Origin of the sequence: Streptomyces sp. AK02-01A (genome assembly GCF_033795305.1) — a bacterium.
Classification (GTDB): Bacteria; Actinomycetota; Actinomycetes; order Streptomycetales; family Streptomycetaceae; genus Streptomyces.
Genome location: NZ_JARBAE010000031.1, coordinates 79,411 through 95,999 on the forward strand (window position 1 = coordinate 79,411; position 16,589 = coordinate 95,999).

Genomic DNA, 16,589 nt, shown 5'->3' on the forward strand with positions numbered 1-16,589 from the left:
CCCCGGTAAAACGCGTTCACTGCGGCAGTTGTCGTCGGAGGATCCGACCTCGTGATCGATAGAGATACGGCTTCTTTTCTTTGGCTCAGGGCAGCTCGGCGCTTCGAAAGAAAAATATGCTGAGGCACCTTGTAGAGGTCTGGTAGATGCCATCTGAAGGTCAACATCCGCGGTGCGTTCGCGTCGCAGGAGCGACCTTCGATTTTCGGCACAGCACACGGGAGACCGCGTCTATAAGACTGGACTCGCGGGAATTATGCCGCCGTTTGGGGTTTTCTCCTCCACTGGGAGGGGCCTGGCCCGAGGGGGTCACGGCGATCCAGGCAAATATTGAGGAGCAGTCCTGCCGAATTGATCTTTTTCACCGTAACGCCATCTGGTGGCAGTCATCAAAAGATGGGGCTCGGGTGTCGCTCAAAAAAAATGCCCGCCCGCCACCCTCCGCATATCGGCGGTTCGGCACTGGGGATAACGAGTGTCTTGAGCCGGTCCCACACTCGCAGGTAGCCATAGCCGGAACTGCAGCTGCGATGTAAGATTCTCAGCATGGAGGCTAAACGCGTATTTGATGAACTTCGGTCAAGCGATCATGTTTCGTCTGATCAGCTCAACAAACTGTGGCCTCATCTGGCCCCTGTGACACCTCAGGAGCTCCTCGGGAGGTGGCGAGGCGGAGTATTTGCCACGGGGCACGCTGTGAACAGTGCGCTTGAAGAAATGAACTGGTACGGCAAGGAATTCAACGGCCCGCTCGATGTCAAGCCGCTCCTATGCCGAAAAGACGACGGCGAAATCTACTCGAACACTGAACCCAGCGGGAACGGCGAAGCCTCCATGTGGTCGATAGAATTCCGCGATAAGGTCACGGCGGCTCTGGTCTATGACCGCATGCCATGGGTTGACCCTTTTGCAAGGGTCGACGATAGTTTTCTCATGGCCGTCATGGAAGGAAAGCTGGAATCGACATTGGGAGTTGAGGACCCATACTATTTTTGGCTTGAGCGTGAAGCGTCATAGGCTCCTGCCGCTAACCTCGCGCTTTCATGGGCATGCTCGTCCAGGTCTTGATCAAATAAGCGGAGAGTGCTCCTGACCTGCAACGATGAGACTTGTCTAGGTCCACCAGGCCGTCCTGAAGATGCCGAAGCAGGCGTGGACGCCGGCCTGCGACGCGGGCGGCACCGAGCAGCCCGGCGCCTGGGGCGCCGAGATCACCGACATGCCCGATCTGAGCAGATGGCCGAAGGGGATGCGGCTGGTCGGGCGCAAGGAACGGCCACACCCCGGCGCCCAGTTGCGCTTCACCGACCTCGACGGGCTGCGGCTGACCTGCTTCGCGACCAACGCCAAAGGCGGCCAGCTCGCCGACCTCGAACTGCGTCACCGCGGACGTGCACGTTGCGAGGACGCATCCGAGGCGCCCGCGACACCGGTCTGCGTAACCTGCCCCCGCACGACACGGCACAGAACCGGATCTGGCTGGAGATCGTCTCCCTCGCACTCGACCTCCTCGCCTGGATGCCCATGCTCGCCCTGACCGGCAAGACCCGCCGCTGGGAACCCAAAAAGCTCCGCCTTCATTGCGGGGTGTCTTTGAGCGGCGCATGACGGATCCGGTTTAGCGACTGGCGCCGGATGAGTTGTGGGCGCTCTTTCGGCGGGTGGTGCCGTTTACAGAGGTGAAGCTTCCACAAGGGGCCAGCCTCGGGCGGGTGACCGTGAGGCATCGGCCGCGACCATCGTCGTTGCTGCCTCGGGCTGTACGCGGCAACAGTCTCCGACGGTGTTCGGCCCAGCCTGGCGACGGTCTACCGACGGTTCGCGCGGTGGAGCCGGTACCGGGTCTGGGGCCAGGACGCACCGCTCACCAAAAGAACCGACGTCCTTGGCCACCCTCTCCGGCAGGCCGGCACGCCAACCCCTCCGAAAAGAGCTCTACCAGCAGATTCAAGGCGCGTTCAAGGTTTGTGCAAGGTCGGCTGTGCACCGTGGTTGCTGTACAAGGCCCGTGAGGGTCTGACGAGTGCTCTGATCGGATGCGCCACTTGGATGAGGAGCCGCTGGACGTAGGGAATGGCGGCCCGTCATATGCACACCCAGTGGCGAGCTCTCGGGCATGTCCATCTATGAGAGAGGGAGTCAATGGTGCGTATCAAGCACGGAATGAAGCTGGCGATTGCGGCCGGTGCCCTTGTCGTCGGCACGGCTGCACCGGCGCTGGCCACCGTGGTCGGTGCCGGGGGTGGCACCTGGGACTACGGTGCGGACGCTACCTGGACGTGGTCGGACTATTACCACGGAAGCAAGTGCCACGGTTCTTCCGTACAAGGGAAGAATTACTACACGAGTGGTGACACAGCGGCAGGCACTTGGGCCAACGCCGGTGCCCCCGCGAAGCTGTCCGGTAACCAGGCGTACTGGCGGAATTCCTGCTGAGTTGACGAGACGTCTTCGCGGCTCTGGGTTTCCAGGCGCCCCTTTCTGACTGTTGGGGAGCGGAGAAGACCGCTCCCCAACAGTTCTTACGATATTCGACGCAGTCCTTCGAGATGTGCCCCCGAGCGTCCTGATTTAGGTGACGGAATGCACCGAGGTATTAAGTTCGTCCACGCCGCCGTGCTCGCGTTCTCCGCGATGCTGGCATTTCTGTTGGTCCGAGGGCTTGATGAGGACTGGGTTCTGGGCCACTCCGCTGTGGTCTGGGTGTCCGAGTCCCGCAACTCGGCGAGCGGCGAGCAGGTCGCGCGGGCGATCGAGTCGTTCGCAGCCGAGCACGGGGTCACGGTGGCACGTGAGCTGCCCGATCTCAGGGATCCGGACCGGCGTAGACATCTCTATCTTGTCGCTGGCGACCCGGGGTCTGACACCGCGTCGTGGCTGACGAAGGGATACCCGACGTTCGGCCGGGACTACCACACAGACGTCCATCCGTTCGGCGAGATCGGACAGCGGGACCCCCGTGGCTTCTATTATGTATTCGGGCCGTCCCGGGCCGACGACGCGCTGCTGGCCACGTTCGCCGGTCTCGGCCTGCATGGACAGGTGAGCCATCCCCTCTCCGTCCTCGAACTGACCTCGGTCTATTCGGACAGCGCTTTGTTGTGGGCCTTTCTCGTCGTGGCTCTCGCCGCCGTCACACTGACTGGCGCCAGCGTGCTTCTGGGCGCGAAGGCGTACGGGGTCCTGCGGCTCCAGGGAGCATCATTCGCGCAGATCCTTCGCCGGGACCTGCGGCAACTGGGGCTGTTCTGGGTGATCGCGGCCGGTGTGGTGACTGCGGCAGCATTGATCTTCCTCGGCTTGTACAACGGCCTGGCGTGGTTGGGCCTCTACGCCGTCGTGGCCGCGGGGATGGCCGGCCTGCTCATTCTGCTGGTGTTGGCCGCCCACGCGGCCGTTCTCGCACTGGCCTTAAAGGTTGACGTGCCGCGGGCCCTCAAGGGCGAACTGCCTGCCCGGTCGGCGGCTTTCTGCGCCTATCTGGTGCGGGCTCCCGCCCTGCTGTTAACCCTCGGCATCATAACGACCGTCGTCCTGGCCGGCCAGGACGTGCTGGCCCGCCAGAACAGCCGGGATGCCTACGCCCAGGCAGGCGATGCCACTGCCATCCTCCTCAACGGCAGCCTGGGCCGCGAGTCCGCGGAGATGGAGGTCCGGGTAGGGCAGTGGCTCCGCAAGGCCGACGCAGAGGGTCAGATCATCGTCGCCGGGCGCCGGAAGCTCCAGAACCTCAAGCCGTCCTCGGACTTGCCGCAGCGCGAAATGCTCATCGTCAATGACACCTTCCTCGGCGAGCAGCCGATCCTCGACCCCGAGGGACGCCGGTACACCCGTGCACCGCGAGAGGGCAAGGCTCCGGGTGCGGGCCCGGTGCGGCTCATCGTCCCCGACTCCCTGGCCCGCCACGCGTCGGCCATTGCCGCAGAGATTCCCGGCCTGCTGAGCCCGCGCGACCCGAAGCGTATCCACCCGGGCGAGGTCAAAACGCTCTGGTCGAAGAGCGCGCAGCGTGTCTTTGGCTACAACAGCGGAAGCGAGAGCGCCGGTTCTGGCTCCAATCCGGGCGAGGACCGGTCACTGGTCCGTGATCCTGTTCTTGTCGTCGTTCCGAACGGCTCGACTTACCTGGCGGACAACACCTACACCGCGTTCGCCACCCAGGGGGGAGTGGTCTTCCCTGACCCTGACGATGTCCTGGGCGGCATCGCGGCGAACAAGCTGCAAACCTATGTGAGAGCCTTGCGTCCGGTCGGGCAGAACGCGGCCCTGGAGTTGCGGAGTTCCGTCAACGACTTCCGGATGCGGCTGTTCAACCTCGCCGTGGCCGTGGCCGTGCTCCTTATCTCCGGTGTCGGCGTCTGTATCGTCTACTCGCGCAAGAACGCGCAGGCGATTTTCGTCAAGCACATCAGCGGCTGGAGATTCGCGGCCACCCATCGCTCTGTGCTCGCCGGTGAGGCACTTCTCGCAGCCCTCCTTGTGGCCTGGCTCCCGTTCAACGCGTGGCAGCAGAACCAGGAACTGAAGTGGTATGCCGAACGCGGTATCCCAGCCCCTCGCAACGCGGTCCAGATCACCACGCTGGACCTGGTCCTCACCGCCGGACTGATCGTCATCGAACTCGGTGCGGTGCTCCTGGCACTGGCGGTCTTCCACCGCCGCATTGTCAAGGAGGGGGCGACTGAAGCGTGAGCACCGCCGCCCGCGCCCGTACCTCTACTTCAGCAGGAGCACCGTAGTGATCGATATTGACAGTCTGTCGAAGTCCTATGGCCCCCGGACCGTATGGTCCGATGTCACCTTCTCCGTCAGCCGCCGCGAGCTGGTCGCAGTCGTCGGCCCCAGCGGATCGGGAAAGTCCACCCTTCTCAACTGTCTCGGTCTCCTCGACACGCCAAGTGCCGGGGCGATCCGCCATGAAGGCAAAGACATCACCCGATTCGACAAGCGCGGAGTCAGACACTTCCGCCGCGACGTTCTCGGTTATCTCTTCCAGAACTACGCCCTGATCGACAACGCTACCGTCGCCGCCAATGTGGAGGTCGCCGTCAGACCGCGGCAGTTGCTGTGGCGCAACCCGCGCATCGCCGTCGCCGAAGCCCTCGACCGCGTCGGTCTCGCAGGGCGAGAGAAAGAGAAGGTCCATAAACTGAGCGGTGGAGAGCAGCAGCGGGTGGCCCTCGCCCGGCTCATAGTCAAGCGGCCGGCCCTCGTGCTGGCCGACGAGCCCACCGGCGCCCTAGACCACGCCAACACCACCATGGTGGTCGACATACTTCGCGAGATGAGTGACGCGGGATGCGCCGTCGTCATCGCGACGCACAACGACTATGTCCGCGACCGATGCGAGGCTGTCCTCACCCTGGGACGGGTTCTCCCCGGTGCTGGGGTCCCGGCGGAAGCCCCCGCGGCGGAGGGATGCCGACAAACGCCGTCGCTGAAAGTGAACGAAGCCACCCTGCCCTCATGAGGCAACGATCCGTCTACGAAACCACGACGACCTTGAGGCAGACGAGGAGCTTGGTCTGCTGCGGCGGACAGCCGGGCCGGTTGGAGTAGTTGGGTAGGGAGAGCGCGGTCAGGCCGAGGACGGCAGCGGAAGTGGTGCGAAGTGCATGCGAACTCTGGTGTGGACGTGTGGGCTGGGCCAGCACCGCTCCTTGGGACGGTGTGTCCTGGCATGCGGCGGAATCAGCAACCATCCGTCTTCCCTGCCCGCCGGGCGGGAGCCGGCTCCCGCCCGGCCGGTGTCACACTGCTTGGCCGGCCGCCGGCGGGTGCGGTGGTCACCGTAGGGTGAGCGGGGTTTCGGACTCGACGCGGGTGAGTTTCTCGGGGTTGCGGACGTAGTAGAGGCCCGTGACGCGGGCGTCCTCCGTGCGGAACGCCAGCACGCCGTCGATCTCGCCGTCGAGGCGCAGGATGAGTGCTGGATTGCCGTTGACCGTCGTGGGTTCACCGGTGAGGGTGGCATTGGTCTTGGCGGCGCTGCCGACGATGAAGCGGATCACCTTGTCGGCGCCGTGGACCGGTCGCAGTGCCGCCTGTTTGAGGCCGCCGCCGTCGCTGACGAGGACAACGTCCGGGGCGAGTACATCGAGCAGTGGTGTGAGGTCGCCGGTCTGGAGTGCGCGCTGGAAGGAGTCCAGTACCGCTCGATTCTCGGCGGGGGAGACGGTGGTGCGTGGGCGGCGGGCGTCGACGTGCAGGCGGGCGCGATGGGCGATCTGGCGTACGGCGGCTGCGCTCTTGCCGACGGCGGCCGCGATCTCGTCGTAGCCCACGTCGAAGACTTCGCGCAGGACGAAGACGGCGCGTTCGGTCGGAGAGAGGGTTTCGAGGACCAACATGAGTGCCAGCGACAGGTTTTCGGAGAGTTCGACGTCCTCGGCCACGTCCGGCGCGGTGAGGAGCGGCTCGGGCAGCCAGGGGCCCACGTACGCCTCCTTGCGACGTTTGAGGGTGCGTAGCCGGTTGAGTGCTTGCCGGGTCGTGATTCGTACCAGGTAGGCGCGCTGGTCCCGCACCTGCGTGAGGTCGGTCCTGACCCATCGCAGCCAGGTCTCCTGGAGGACGTCCTCCGCGTCCGCGGCCGATCCGAGCATCTCGTAGGCGACGGTGAAGAGAAGGTTCCTGTGGACGAGGAAGGTCTCGGTCGCCGGGTCGGTGACATGGTCGTTCATGGCTGGGTTTGCCTCTTTCCTGGGCGGCCGCAGAGGCCGGGCGCCGTCGAACACGTAATCAGAGCGGCGCCGACGGCGCCGGCGGACGTCGAACCCGGTGACCAGACCATGCGCGGTGAGCGAGTGGGGGCGCCGCCCGGCGCACGGCCGGGGCCCGCGAGCCGACGAAGCGGCAAGCCGCGCGCCACCGGACCGTGGCGCGCGGGCGGTACCGTGCTGGGCGTGTGGGGGCGTTCCGACAACGCGGCGAGGCGCCGGAGTTGTCGTCGCCCGCCAGGGATTACGGGACAGCCCTCAGGCCGTACGTCGGGTGCTGGACGGCGTCGTGCCGTGCTCGGCCCCCAGCGTTTCCCGGCGTTCGGCGCCGTCGCCTCGCGAGCTGCGCGAACCGGCCTTGCGCGCCCCGCTCGTCAACTGCTTGAAGGTGGCATCGCAGACAAACTCCTTGATCCGGCCACCCAGCCGTCCGTCGATGTGGAGCCCGCGCACGGTGTCGTTCAGGTGGGCGAACTGGATGACGCCCGTCTGCCGGCCGAGGCTGATGCACTGCCCGGCGAAGAGCAGCCGAACGGGAGCGGGTGTCTTGCCCTCGATCCGGCGCAGCACCGTGGTCGCGGCTCCCGAGCCCAGTTGCACGGCGGCCTGGCAGCTCATGCGGAAGGGCCGGTCCGAGATCGCCGCCGCGTCCCCGGCGGCGACAATGCGTATGTCGTCCACGCTGGTCAGCGTCGCGTCGGTGAGCAGACGGCCGTCGGAGTCCGTGCGCAGCCCGCTGCGGGCGGCCAGGTCCGGCACGCCGAAGCCCACGGTCCACACGGTCACCGCGCTCGGCAGCTCGCTGCCGTCAGCGAGCCGTACGGTGTCGCGCGTCACCTCCGTCGCCCGCGCGCCGGGGCCTTCGAGCACGGTCACCCCCAGTTCGGCGAGCCGTTCGGCGACCGCGCGGCGGCCTCGGGGATGCAGGTAGGGGCCGAGCACGGTTCCGCAGACCAAGGTCGTTTCGTGGCCCGCTTCCGCCAGCTCGGCGGCGGTCTCGATGCCGGTCGGACCGGCACCGACCACGGTCACCGTGGGCGCGTCGGACAGCGCCGACCGCAGCCGTCCAGCCTCCTCCAAGTCCCCCACCGAGTAAGCGAACTCCGCCGCTCCGGGCACGCTCGGACCGGTGACGCCGCTGCCCACGGCGTAGATCAGATAGTCGTAGCCGACCGTGTCGCCGCTCTTCAGCGTGACCCGGCGCTCGGCGGCATCGATCCGGGTCGCGGCGTCGACCACCAGCCGGACGTCCCCGCCCAAGACCTCTCCGTAGTCCGCGACCGCGTCATGGGAGCCGGCCACGAGCTGGTGCAGGCGGATCCTCGACACGAACTCCGGCCGCGGGTTGACCATGCTCACGGACACGCCGTCGCGCCGCGCGAGGCGGTTGGCCGCCATGACACCGGCGTAGCCGCCACCGACCACGACCACCTGGACGTTCTCGCTCATCATGTCTCCTCTGTTTTGGCCTCGGCCTCTAGACACCGCCCGCGCGCGCTTTGTGACAGCCCCACGCGAGTGACGTGGCGCACACCCGGCACGGCAGATGTCCTCCTTACCTTTTGTCCTGGTTTCGCAATCGGCCCTCGGGCCCTCGGACCCGGCACCCCTTGTTGTTCACGCTCTGAGGTGTGTTGTCACCCGGCCCGGGACATCAACAGACCACGGACGAAGGGCCTGGGTGCTACGCGGGAGGCGCTCGAAGCGCGGACGAAGAAGAACCGTGGCCTCTTCCGATGCCGCCGGTAGCCGGCCCGGCCGAGCCCAAGGCGGCTTCGGGCAGACCGTCCTCGAACGGCGGATTGCCCATCCCACCCGAGTGCGCTGGGGTAGTGCCTACGCCGGCTGGACCTCCCGGCCGGGCCAGTGCGAAGGAGAGGCCGATGCGCAGCTTCGAGGCAGGCCAGACGGTCGTACGGCGCGATGTGCACCGCTCCGGGCGGGTGTGGACTGAACACGCGCTGCGGGTCGTCGACGACACCAGCGCGGCGCTGGTGACCGCCTGCGCTCCCGGTGCCGAGGTCCGCTGGCCCTCCCTCTACGACAAGGCCCGCACCGACGGCGACCGGGCGGTGCGTACCGAGGCGTTCGACGCCATGGCGACGGGCGAGTGGAGCCTCGCGGACAGCGTCTGGCAGGAAACCGAGCTGCTGCTGTGGAAGCCACCGGCCGGATGGTTCAGCATCAACGCCTTCTACATCCCTGACGGCGACGGCCGGCGGCTGCGGAACTGGTACGTGAACTTCGAGCACCCCACCTTCCGCACCCGGGAGGGGTTCGACACCTTCGACCTGGCGGTGGACCTGGTCGTCGATCCCGACTTGAGCCGCTGGACGTGGAAGGACGAAGACGAGTACGCCCACGTGAGGCGGCTCGGCATCATCAGCGATACCGAGCACCAGGCCGTGGAAGACGCCCGTGCCCAGGTGCTCGGCATGCTCGCCGACCGCTCCGGCCCGTTCGCGGCGGCGGAACGGTGGGCGGCCTGGCGGTGGGAGCCGGCCTGGCCCGCGCCGCGTTTGCCGGAGCCCGGACAGACCTGCGTCGAACTGACCGACGCCCGCCGGACGGACTGCTCCTAGGCCCTCCTAGGCCCGTTCTGGCACATCCCGCCGTCCGCCCGGGGGCCGCGGCCCCCGGGTCCGGTGCGGGCGATCGCGAGGCGGAGGAGCAGGCTCGTACGGGACGTACGTGGCTGACTCCGACAACGCCGCGAGCGGGCGTGCCGGGCGTCGTGGGCCAGGCGGGATGTGTCAGACAGGGTCTGGACGTCACGGGCTGGACGCGGGACGAGATCGGCACCGGCGTCGTAGAGGCTGCCGTCGTAGGCGCAGGTGCGGAACGTGTACAGCGCTCCGGGCTTGAGGATGCCGTACGACACCGTTGCCTTCGCCGTGCCGACGCTCTCGAACAGTGTCAGACCGTGTGAATCAAGCCTCCTCGTATGCCATCACGGTGGGCTCCGTCGGGCGAGGTCCGCCGCCTTATCGAGGGGTGGCGACACCGGTCAGGCGTTCGGCCTGGGCCCACAGGCGTGCGGCTGTCGCATCATCGAGCGCCCGGCGTGGGATCCGGGCGGTCGCGGTCGGCCCGACCAGGCCGAATCGGCCGCCGGGGCCGTAGTAGGCACCTGCGGCGGCGTCGGGGCTGGTCGCGGCGTACAGCAGCGGTTCGACGCCCTGTTCGACCTGCTGGGACGGCAGGATGGGCAGGCCGTTGAGCAGCGAGCGTTTGGGCTTGTCGCGGCCCAGGCTCGCTCCCGCGCTTTGGAGATTGGTGTGGGTGTAGCCGGGATGTGCCGCCGCGCTCAGCAGGTGCCAGCCGCGTTCCCGGGCGATGTCGGCCAAGTGGCGGGCGAATATGAGGTCGGCGAGCTTCGACTGCGCGTAGGAACGGTTGGCGCTGTAGCGCCGCTGTTTCCATTGGAGGTCGTCGAAGTGGATCCGGCCGTACGAAGCGGTGCCGCTGCTCATGGTCGCCACTCGCGGCGCCGGGGCGGCCAGCAGGCCGGGAAGCAGATGCAGGGTGAGGGCGAACGGGCCCAGGAAGTTGCTGCCGAATTGGAGCTCGAAGCCGTCGGCTGTGGTCATGCGGGTCGGGGGTGCCATCACACCGGCGTTGTTGACCAGCAGGTCCAGCGGGCCGTCGGCGAGGACGCCGTCGGCGAACTCTCGCACCGAGGCCAGGTCGGCGAGGTCGATCCGGCGCACCTCCAGGCGGGCCTGCGGGTTCTGCGCCAGGATCTCGTCGCGGGCGTGCTCACCTCTGACCGGGGTGCGTACGGCCATGATGACGCGTGCTCCGGCAGCGGCGAGCCGGCGGACGGCCTCTTTGCCCGTGCCGCTGTTGGCACCGGTGACGACCACGGTCCTTCCGGTCTGGTCGGGAACTGCATACATGGGACTCCTCGGCGCTCTCGCTCGACCGACGCCATAGCGGACCGCCGGTCTGTTGTGGAGAAATTAACAGACTGGCGGTCTGATAGCAATGGACCGGAGGTCTGTACGATGACGGCGTGGTCCCGACCTCAGCACCGACGCCGCCTCAGGGCTTTCAGCGCGCGCGCAGCCAGGAGCAACGCGCCCAGCGCCGGCGACTCATTCTGGAGACCGCCGCGGCAATGCTGACGGAGATGCCGGTGGCCGAGGTGAGTCTGAACGAACTGAGCCGTCGCGTGGGGCTCGCGAAATCCAACGTGCTGCGCTACTTCGAGTCCCGCGAGGCCGTGCTGCTGGAGCTGCTCCACACCGCGTCGCAGGAGTGGCTGGAACACCTGGACCCTGCGCTCGGCCGTACGGTGAATCCGGATGCGGAACTGGTCGGCCGCAGCCGGGCCGTGGCCGCCACGGCCGCGACGACCCTGGCGGCACGCCCCGTCCTGTGCGATCTGCTGAGCGCCCAGGCCGCGGTGCTCGAACGCAATGTCTCCGCTCAGGTGGCAGCCGAGTACAAACGCGCCGCCATCAGCGACGTCGAGGCGCTCGCCGACATGATCGGCGGGCGGCTGCCCGAACTCGGCGCGGCCAACGCACCGCGTTTCGCCGCCGCCGCCATCATGACGACCGGCGCGCTATGGGCGCACGCGCATCCTTCGGCCGCCATGCTCGCCGCCTACGAGGCCCATCCGGAGCTGGCCGCGATGCGATTGGACTTCACGGAGTCGCTCCGCCAGTTCCTGGAGGTACTGCTCGCGGGCCTGCTGGCCGGGTGGGAGTGACGCTTCCCGAGTGACCGCGCCGGTGGCGGCGCGGCGCCAACACGTGCGCCACCAACACGTCCTGATGCGGATCGATCTCGCTGCGGCAGCCGGCATCGCCGCGTGCCGGTGCCCGCGGTACGCACACCGCACCTGCCCGCTCCTGTCCTCACCGGACGTCCGAGCACTGAGCACGGACGTTCTCCGGTGGTGGTCACGCACCCTTGTGCAGTCGATCCTCGATCAGCGCTGCTTCCTCCGCGGTAACCGCGTCGCCGGAGATCGTGACGCCCAGCGCCGTGACCAGTGTTCGCCAGTGAATGTCGATCGTGGACTCGACCAGGGTCGCGAACTCGTCGAGGGCGAGCCGGGCTCGGCGCCAGGCGACCAAGGTGGTGGTCAAGCCGATGAGGCACGCGGGCCACCAGTACAGACCGACCAGGAGATAGGGAATCGACCAGCCCGCGAGGACGCATGCCTCGTCGAAGCGGGCGCGAGCTTGGCGGACAGGGGCATGCACTTCCTCTGAGACAAGCAGCCAGATCCGGGGCCAGGCGAGTGTCGCGCTGAACCAGTACTGACCATGGATCCTGGCCTCGATCAGGCGAAGGCGGTCGCTCATCCAGGTCGGCCGCTGCGGCAGGTACGCCCGCACGGGTTCGACGCCGTGGCGGCTTGCCGCGGTCAACGCCCGGTGGTGCCTGGACCACCGGCGCGAAGTGAACCGCGCCGGCTGAGGCAGGAGATGCCGTTCGCGCAGCCAGAAGCGCTGAACCAGCCCTCCGGTGCCACGGGCGGCGATACCCATGAGCCCGGCTGCGGCGACAGCGAGGGCCAGCTCCACCGCCCAGCGGACCGGGTGACCCCGCAGCCGGGCCCACACGCGTTCGGTGGCAGCGACCAGGGCGTCGGAGTCGAGCGCTTGGCCATGGCCGAGTGCTGCCGCGCAGCCGATGACCGCTACCAGGAGCAGGCCGGGGAGCAGTACTTCGGTGAACCATCGGGTAGCGATGCGTTTGCCCACCTCGGTGAGCAGCCCGATCATCAGCGGGCCGGTGTCATCGGGATGTCGAACGCGGCGCAGGTGGGCACATGACCCTGCTCGTCACGGGCCGCACGGCGGTCGCACCTGGTCACCGGACAGCGGTACGCCCCAGCTCCGGTCGGCTTGACCGGGGACGGGCCGGGAAGCCCGGCCACGCCGGCTCCGGGAGGATCCGACCATGAGCGCCACGTACCGGGTTCGTCCGCGCTCCGCCACTTCCGGTATGCCGTCAGCGCCGAGCCGCCGGCGCGGACCCTGGCGACATCCCGTTCGAGCCGAGCGGTAGCACCGGCCTCCGCGGCTTCCTCGCGGATCGCGGTCAGATGCGCGCACCACACCGCGAACGCCTCGTCCTCGGTTGGATCCGACTCCTCCATCAGGCCCCGAACCTCCGCTTCACCACGCCGGATTGGTTCTCTCATTTTGCCCGATCGGACTGCGCCGCGTGGGTAATACTTAGCGGATGACCGCCCAACGGGACGTAGCGAAAAGAGAGTTACGCAACCGGATCGATCGGTACATGGCGGGCGGGAAAGCCGAAGCCGTATTCGATCGTGAGGCGAACGCACTCGCCGACTGGCTCGCCGCGCAGACACCGGCCGGGTCGGCAGAGTTCGTGGATGTGGTGCAGCTCCTCGGGCTGATCCACCTGTGCCGTAACGGCATTCTGCGGCCAGGCGCAGAGCTGCCCGTCCTTCCCGAGACAGCCAGGCTGCTGGCCCCGGTCCACCGCTCCGCGCCGCAGACCCTCCCCATACCGCTGCTGCTGACCGTCGAACTGATCGCGGAGTTGCCGCCGTACCGCAAGCCGGAGCAGCTCGCGGGCAAGGCGCTCAACCTGATGAACCACGGCGTCGCGGAAAACGACGTGCCGTCGGTGGCCGGGGCGATCAACCTCTTCCTGGACGCCGCGGCCGCCGCGTCCTCTGACCATCCCGATCGCGCCGGCATGCTGACGAACGCCTGCTCGGGCTGGCTCACCGTGTACGAGATGACCGGCGATCCGTCCGCTGTCGATCACGCCGTTCGTACGGGCGAGGAGTCGTTCGCGGCGCTACCGCCACAGGGAGCTCACCGGGCCGAGTCGGCGAACAATCTGGGCATCGCGCTGCGCCTGCGATTCGACCGCGGCGGCGACGCCACCGATCTGGATCGGGCGATCGAGCTGCTGGGTGAGGGAATCGCGTACACACCTCCGGACCATGTCGACCTGGCCGTTCGGCAGAACAACCTCGGCATCGCTCTGGGGACGCGGTTCAACCACTCCGGTCGCCGCCAGGATCTCGACCTGGCGATCGCCACTCTCCGGCAGGCGGGCGACGCTCTCGGACCACATCGGAGGGAGCGGCCGGGATTCCTCGGTGACCTCGCCTACTTCCACTGGGTTCGCTTCCAGCGGACCGGCGACCGTACGGACCTGGAGGCGGCGGCCGAGTTCTTCGAAGTGGCCGTCACGTCACACGACGAGGGACTCCAACAACGGGCGTACGCCTATCTGCAGGCGGCCCGCGAGGAACTGGCGAAGCTGCCACAGCAGCACGGTCGGCGCAAGGGAGTGTGGAAACGCAGGTGACTGGGCGCGATCAGGCGATGCGGCTCAGCCGCGCCGAGCACGAGTACGAAAAGGCGCTCAGCACAGGCGATCCGGGCGATTTCGCCCGCGCACTCTCGCCTCTGCGTCAGGCACTCGCCGTAACGCCGCTGGAGCATCCGGACGGTGTGTGGTGTCGATTGTCCCTGGCCACCGTTCAGACGGTCATCTTCAAGACGACCACGGACCTCGCCGCGCTCAACGAAGCGATCGCTCTGCTGACCGATCTGACGCACGCGCTGCCCCGGGGTGATGTGGCCCGCAAGACCGCTCTGGTCAACCTCGCCGATGCGTTGGCCGCGCGGTACGGCTTTCTCACCGAGCCCGCCGACCTGATGCGCGCGGTCGACTCGATCAAGGAGGCACTGGTTGCCCAGCCTCATGACGCCATGCTGCTCAGCAATCTGTGCACGCTGCTGCACGACCGGTACCGGCACACGTCGGACCCCACCGACCTCGACGAGGCCGTCGACGCGGGCGAACGCGCGGTCGACTTCGCTCCGCCCAAGGCCAGGTACCGGCATGCGGCGCTGGCCAACCTCGGTGGCGCGCGGCTGAGCCGCTATCGAATCCATGGCGACCTTGACGACCTCGACGTCGCGATCGCCCTTCTCCAGCAGGCGATCGAGCCGTTGTCCCCCGACATGGCCGACCATGTCGCAGTCCTCGACAAACTGGCTGAGGCATGGCGTGATCGCTTCAAGGCTCGCGGTGACCCGGCCGACCTCGACCGGGCGATCGACTCCTATCGGCTGGTCACGCGAGGACAGGCGGCCAACCGCACGGCGGACTCCCTCACCGGCCTGGGAATCTGCCTCAGCACCAGGGCCCGGTCCACCGGCTCCGCGCAGGATCTCGACGAGGCGATAGCGACGTGGCGGACGGCCGCCGCGACACCCGGCCAAGCCCGAATGCGTTTTATGGCCGCCGCACTCGCCGCGACGACCCAAAGTGAGCACGGCCGGACGGCCGAGGCGCTGGAGGACTACGCGACCGCGGTCGGACTACTGCCCTTGCTGGCCTGGCGCGGCCTCGACCGGCCCACCCGCGAGGGCCTGCTCCAGCAGTCCGCCGGCCTCGGCCCGGAGGCTGCCGCGTCCGCCATCGCGGCCGGCGAGCCCGAACGCGCGGTGGAACTGCTGGAACAGGGGCGTTCGGTTCTCTGGGGACAACTGCTGGACACTCGAACCGATCTCACCGCACTGCGCGAAGCCCATCCCGACATCGCCACCCGGCTCGGCCGGCTGGCGGCCCGTCTCGACAAGCCGAGCGAGGACCCCGACGACCGCCGGCAGGTGGCCGACGAATGGGACGGCCTCCTCGCCCATGTCCGCGCCCTCGAAGGATTCGCTCATTTCCTTCTCCCGACGCCGTTCGCGCAACTTTCACAGGCAGCGGCAAGCGGCCCCGTGGTGATCGTGAACGTCAGCCGGTTTCGATGCGACGCCCTCGTGGTCGGTGTCGACGGAGTCCAGGTGATTCCCTTGCCCGCACTGACCTACGAGGACGCGGCACAGCGGGCGACCCAGTGCCTGGCGGCGGTCGAGCGTCTGACCCACGACGGCCACGGGGCCGCACGACAGGCGATCTTCGCATGCCTGGAGTGGATGTGGGAGGTCTGCGCGGGCGAGGTGCTCGACGCACTGGGGCACACGTCCTCACCGTCCTCGCCCGAAGGCGACTGGCCGCGGATCTGGTGGTCGGCGACCGGGCCGCTCACGTACCTTCCGCTGCACGCCGCCGGCTACCACGACCCCGACGACGACCGGTGCGGAGACGCCGTACTGGACCGGGTCATGTCGTCGTATACGCCGAACCTGCGCGCTCTGATCCACGCCATGCGCCCCGACCCGGCGACGCCCGGTGCCGAAGGGCTGCTGATCACCGCCGTCCCCACCGCATTGCCCTACGCCGCCGCCACGAGCGCGCTGCCCACCGCGGCTGCCGAGGCCGACCTGCTCAAGACCCACTTCACCGGTCCGTGCACCACACTCATCGGTGCGGAAGCCACCCGGTCGTCGGTCATCCGGGCCATGCCCACCCACCCGTACATCCACTTCGCCTGCCATGGAGGGCAGGACCTCTCCGACCCGAGCAGCAGCGCCCTCTATCTGTACGATGCTCCGCTGCGCCTCACCGATCTCATCACCCTCGATCTCGAACCGGCCAGGCTCGCGGTGCTGTTGGCCTGCGAAACCGCTCTCGGTGGCCTCGTGCTGCCTGACGAAGCGGTCCACCTCGGCGCCGCCTTTCACGTGATCGGATACCGCCAGGTCGTCGCCACCCTCTGGTCCGTGAGCGACCGCACGGCCCCCGTGGTCGCTGTCTCGGTCTGCGAGAACCCACGGAACGCCGCCGGCGCCGTCCACCACACCACTCGTCGCCTGCGTGATCAACACCAGGACGATCCAATGGCCTGGGTGCCCTACCTGCACATCGGCGTCTAGGGCGTGTTTCGAAAGTAGCGCCGTCCGCCCCCTGGGGCGGGGCTCGCGGCGTCTGGTGCGTGCGATCGCAAGGCGGAGGATCGTTCGCGTA

The 16,589-nt window shown here is 67.8% G+C and carries 14 protein-coding genes and 1 pseudogene; 9 read left to right on the plus strand and 6 right to left on the minus strand.

Features of this window, described 5'->3' with window-relative positions; genetic code table 11:
- Nucleotides 1–546 precede the first annotated feature (546 nt).
- The 5 genes and pseudogenes from PV679_RS25270 (at nucleotide 547) to PV679_RS25290 (ending at nucleotide 5,470) form a co-directional block, all read left to right on the plus strand.
- Nucleotides 547–1,017 carry a DUF4334 domain-containing protein gene (locus PV679_RS25270; RefSeq protein ID WP_319682681.1) on the plus strand — a complete coding sequence of 157 codons (471 nt, stop codon included), beginning with the start codon at nucleotides 547–549 and terminating at the stop codon, nucleotides 1,015–1,017.
- A 121-nt stretch (nucleotides 1,018–1,138) separates the two neighbouring features.
- Nucleotides 1,139–1,575: pseudogene (locus PV679_RS25275) on the plus strand (transposase); the annotation flags it as partial.
- A 567-nt stretch (nucleotides 1,576–2,142) separates the two neighbouring features.
- Nucleotides 2,143–2,436: a lactococcin 972 family bacteriocin gene (locus tag PV679_RS25280; RefSeq protein ID WP_319682682.1), complete on the plus strand. Its 294-nt coding sequence runs from the start codon at nucleotides 2,143–2,145 to the stop codon at nucleotides 2,434–2,436.
- Nucleotides 2,437–2,583: 147 nt separating this feature from the next.
- Entirely contained in the window at nucleotides 2,584–4,692 is a 2,109-nt protein-coding gene (locus PV679_RS25285) for a hypothetical protein (RefSeq protein WP_319682683.1), read from the plus strand.
- A 46-nt stretch (nucleotides 4,693–4,738) separates the two neighbouring features.
- On the plus strand, nucleotides 4,739–5,470 hold the full coding sequence (locus PV679_RS25290) for an ABC transporter ATP-binding protein (RefSeq protein WP_319682684.1): 732 nt from the start codon (nucleotides 4,739–4,741) through the stop codon (nucleotides 5,468–5,470).
- A 13-nt stretch (nucleotides 5,471–5,483) separates the two neighbouring features.
- Here PV679_RS25290 and PV679_RS25295 read toward each other — a convergent pair whose 3' ends face one another.
- From PV679_RS25295 to PV679_RS25305, 3 genes are all read right to left on the minus strand, one after another.
- A complete protein-coding gene (locus PV679_RS25295; protein ID WP_319682685.1) occupies nucleotides 5,484–5,702 on the minus strand; it encodes a hypothetical protein in 219 nt (72 codons plus the stop codon).
- An 84-nt stretch (nucleotides 5,703–5,786) separates the two neighbouring features.
- Nucleotides 5,787–6,683 carry an RNA polymerase sigma-70 factor gene (locus PV679_RS25300; RefSeq protein WP_319682686.1) on the minus strand — a complete coding sequence of 299 codons (897 nt, stop codon included), beginning with the start codon at nucleotides 6,681–6,683 and terminating at the stop codon, nucleotides 5,787–5,789.
- Between the two features lie 294 nt (nucleotides 6,684–6,977).
- Nucleotides 6,978–8,168, minus strand: a complete 1,191-nt coding sequence (locus tag PV679_RS25305; RefSeq protein ID WP_319682687.1) for an NAD(P)/FAD-dependent oxidoreductase — start codon at nucleotides 8,166–8,168, stop codon at nucleotides 6,978–6,980.
- A 434-nt stretch (nucleotides 8,169–8,602) separates the two neighbouring features.
- Between PV679_RS25305 and PV679_RS25310 the strand changes: the two genes are divergently transcribed.
- Complete coding sequence (locus PV679_RS25310) at nucleotides 8,603–9,301, plus strand: DUF402 domain-containing protein (protein ID WP_319682688.1); 699 nt, start codon at nucleotides 8,603–8,605, stop codon at nucleotides 9,299–9,301.
- 402 nt (nucleotides 9,302–9,703) lie between these two features.
- Here the strand turns inward: PV679_RS25310 and PV679_RS25315 are convergent, their stop codons facing one another.
- Entirely contained in the window at nucleotides 9,704–10,618 is a 915-nt protein-coding gene (locus PV679_RS25315) for an SDR family oxidoreductase (RefSeq protein ID WP_319682689.1), read from the minus strand.
- A gap of 116 nt (nucleotides 10,619–10,734) precedes the next feature.
- Here PV679_RS25315 and PV679_RS25320 point away from each other — a divergent pair, with 116 nt between their 5' ends.
- Nucleotides 10,735–11,436: a TetR/AcrR family transcriptional regulator gene (locus PV679_RS25320; RefSeq protein ID WP_319682690.1), complete on the plus strand. Its 702-nt coding sequence runs from the start codon at nucleotides 10,735–10,737 to the stop codon at nucleotides 11,434–11,436.
- 193 nt (nucleotides 11,437–11,629) lie between these two features.
- Here the strand turns inward: PV679_RS25320 and PV679_RS25325 are convergent, their stop codons facing one another.
- A complete protein-coding gene (locus tag PV679_RS25325; RefSeq protein WP_319682691.1) occupies nucleotides 11,630–12,460 on the minus strand; it encodes a hypothetical protein in 831 nt (276 codons plus the stop codon).
- Complete coding sequence (locus tag PV679_RS25330) at nucleotides 12,460–12,837, minus strand: hypothetical protein (protein WP_319682692.1); 378 nt, start codon at nucleotides 12,835–12,837, stop codon at nucleotides 12,460–12,462. Before PV679_RS25330 ends, PV679_RS25325 begins: the two co-directional genes overlap by 1 nt.
- 143 nt (nucleotides 12,838–12,980) lie before the next feature.
- On the opposite strand from PV679_RS25330, the gene PV679_RS25335 reads away from it, so the two are divergent.
- A complete protein-coding gene (locus tag PV679_RS25335) occupies nucleotides 12,981–14,033 on the plus strand; it encodes a tetratricopeptide repeat protein (protein WP_319682693.1) in 1,053 nt (350 codons plus the stop codon).
- Nucleotides 14,030–16,498 (plus strand): CHAT domain-containing protein, encoded by a 2,469-nt coding sequence (locus tag PV679_RS25340; RefSeq protein WP_319682694.1) that lies wholly within the window; start codon nucleotides 14,030–14,032, stop codon nucleotides 16,496–16,498. The genes PV679_RS25335 and PV679_RS25340 overlap by 4 nt, the downstream gene beginning before the upstream one ends.
- Nucleotides 16,499–16,589: the final 91 nt, after the last annotated feature.

Coding starts and splice junctions, on each gene's coding strand:
- PV679_RS25270 (WP_319682681.1), top strand. CDS start 547: ATGGAGGCTAAACGCGTATTTGATGAACTTCGGTCAAGCGATCATGTT.
- PV679_RS25280 (WP_319682682.1), top strand. CDS start 2,143: ATGGTGCGTATCAAGCACGGAATGAAGCTGGCGATTGCGGCCGGTGCC.
- PV679_RS25285 (WP_319682683.1), top strand. CDS start 2,584: ATGCACCGAGGTATTAAGTTCGTCCACGCCGCCGTGCTCGCGTTCTCC.
- PV679_RS25295 (WP_319682685.1), bottom strand. CDS start 5,702: ATGGTTGCTGATTCCGCCGCATGCCAGGACACACCGTCCCAAGGAGCG.
- PV679_RS25300 (WP_319682686.1), bottom strand. CDS start 6,683: ATGAACGACCATGTCACCGACCCGGCGACCGAGACCTTCCTCGTCCAC.
- PV679_RS25305 (WP_319682687.1), bottom strand. CDS start 8,168: ATGAGCGAGAACGTCCAGGTGGTCGTGGTCGGTGGCGGCTACGCCGGT.
- PV679_RS25310 (WP_319682688.1), top strand. CDS start 8,603: ATGCGCAGCTTCGAGGCAGGCCAGACGGTCGTACGGCGCGATGTGCAC.
- PV679_RS25315 (WP_319682689.1), bottom strand. CDS start 10,618: ATGTATGCAGTTCCCGACCAGACCGGAAGGACCGTGGTCGTCACCGGT.
- PV679_RS25325 (WP_319682691.1), bottom strand. CDS start 12,460: ATGATCGGGCTGCTCACCGAGGTGGGCAAACGCATCGCTACCCGATGG.
- PV679_RS25330 (WP_319682692.1), bottom strand. CDS start 12,837: ATGGAGGAGTCGGATCCAACCGAGGACGAGGCGTTCGCGGTGTGGTGC.
- PV679_RS25335 (WP_319682693.1), top strand. CDS start 12,981: ATGGCGGGCGGGAAAGCCGAAGCCGTATTCGATCGTGAGGCGAACGCA.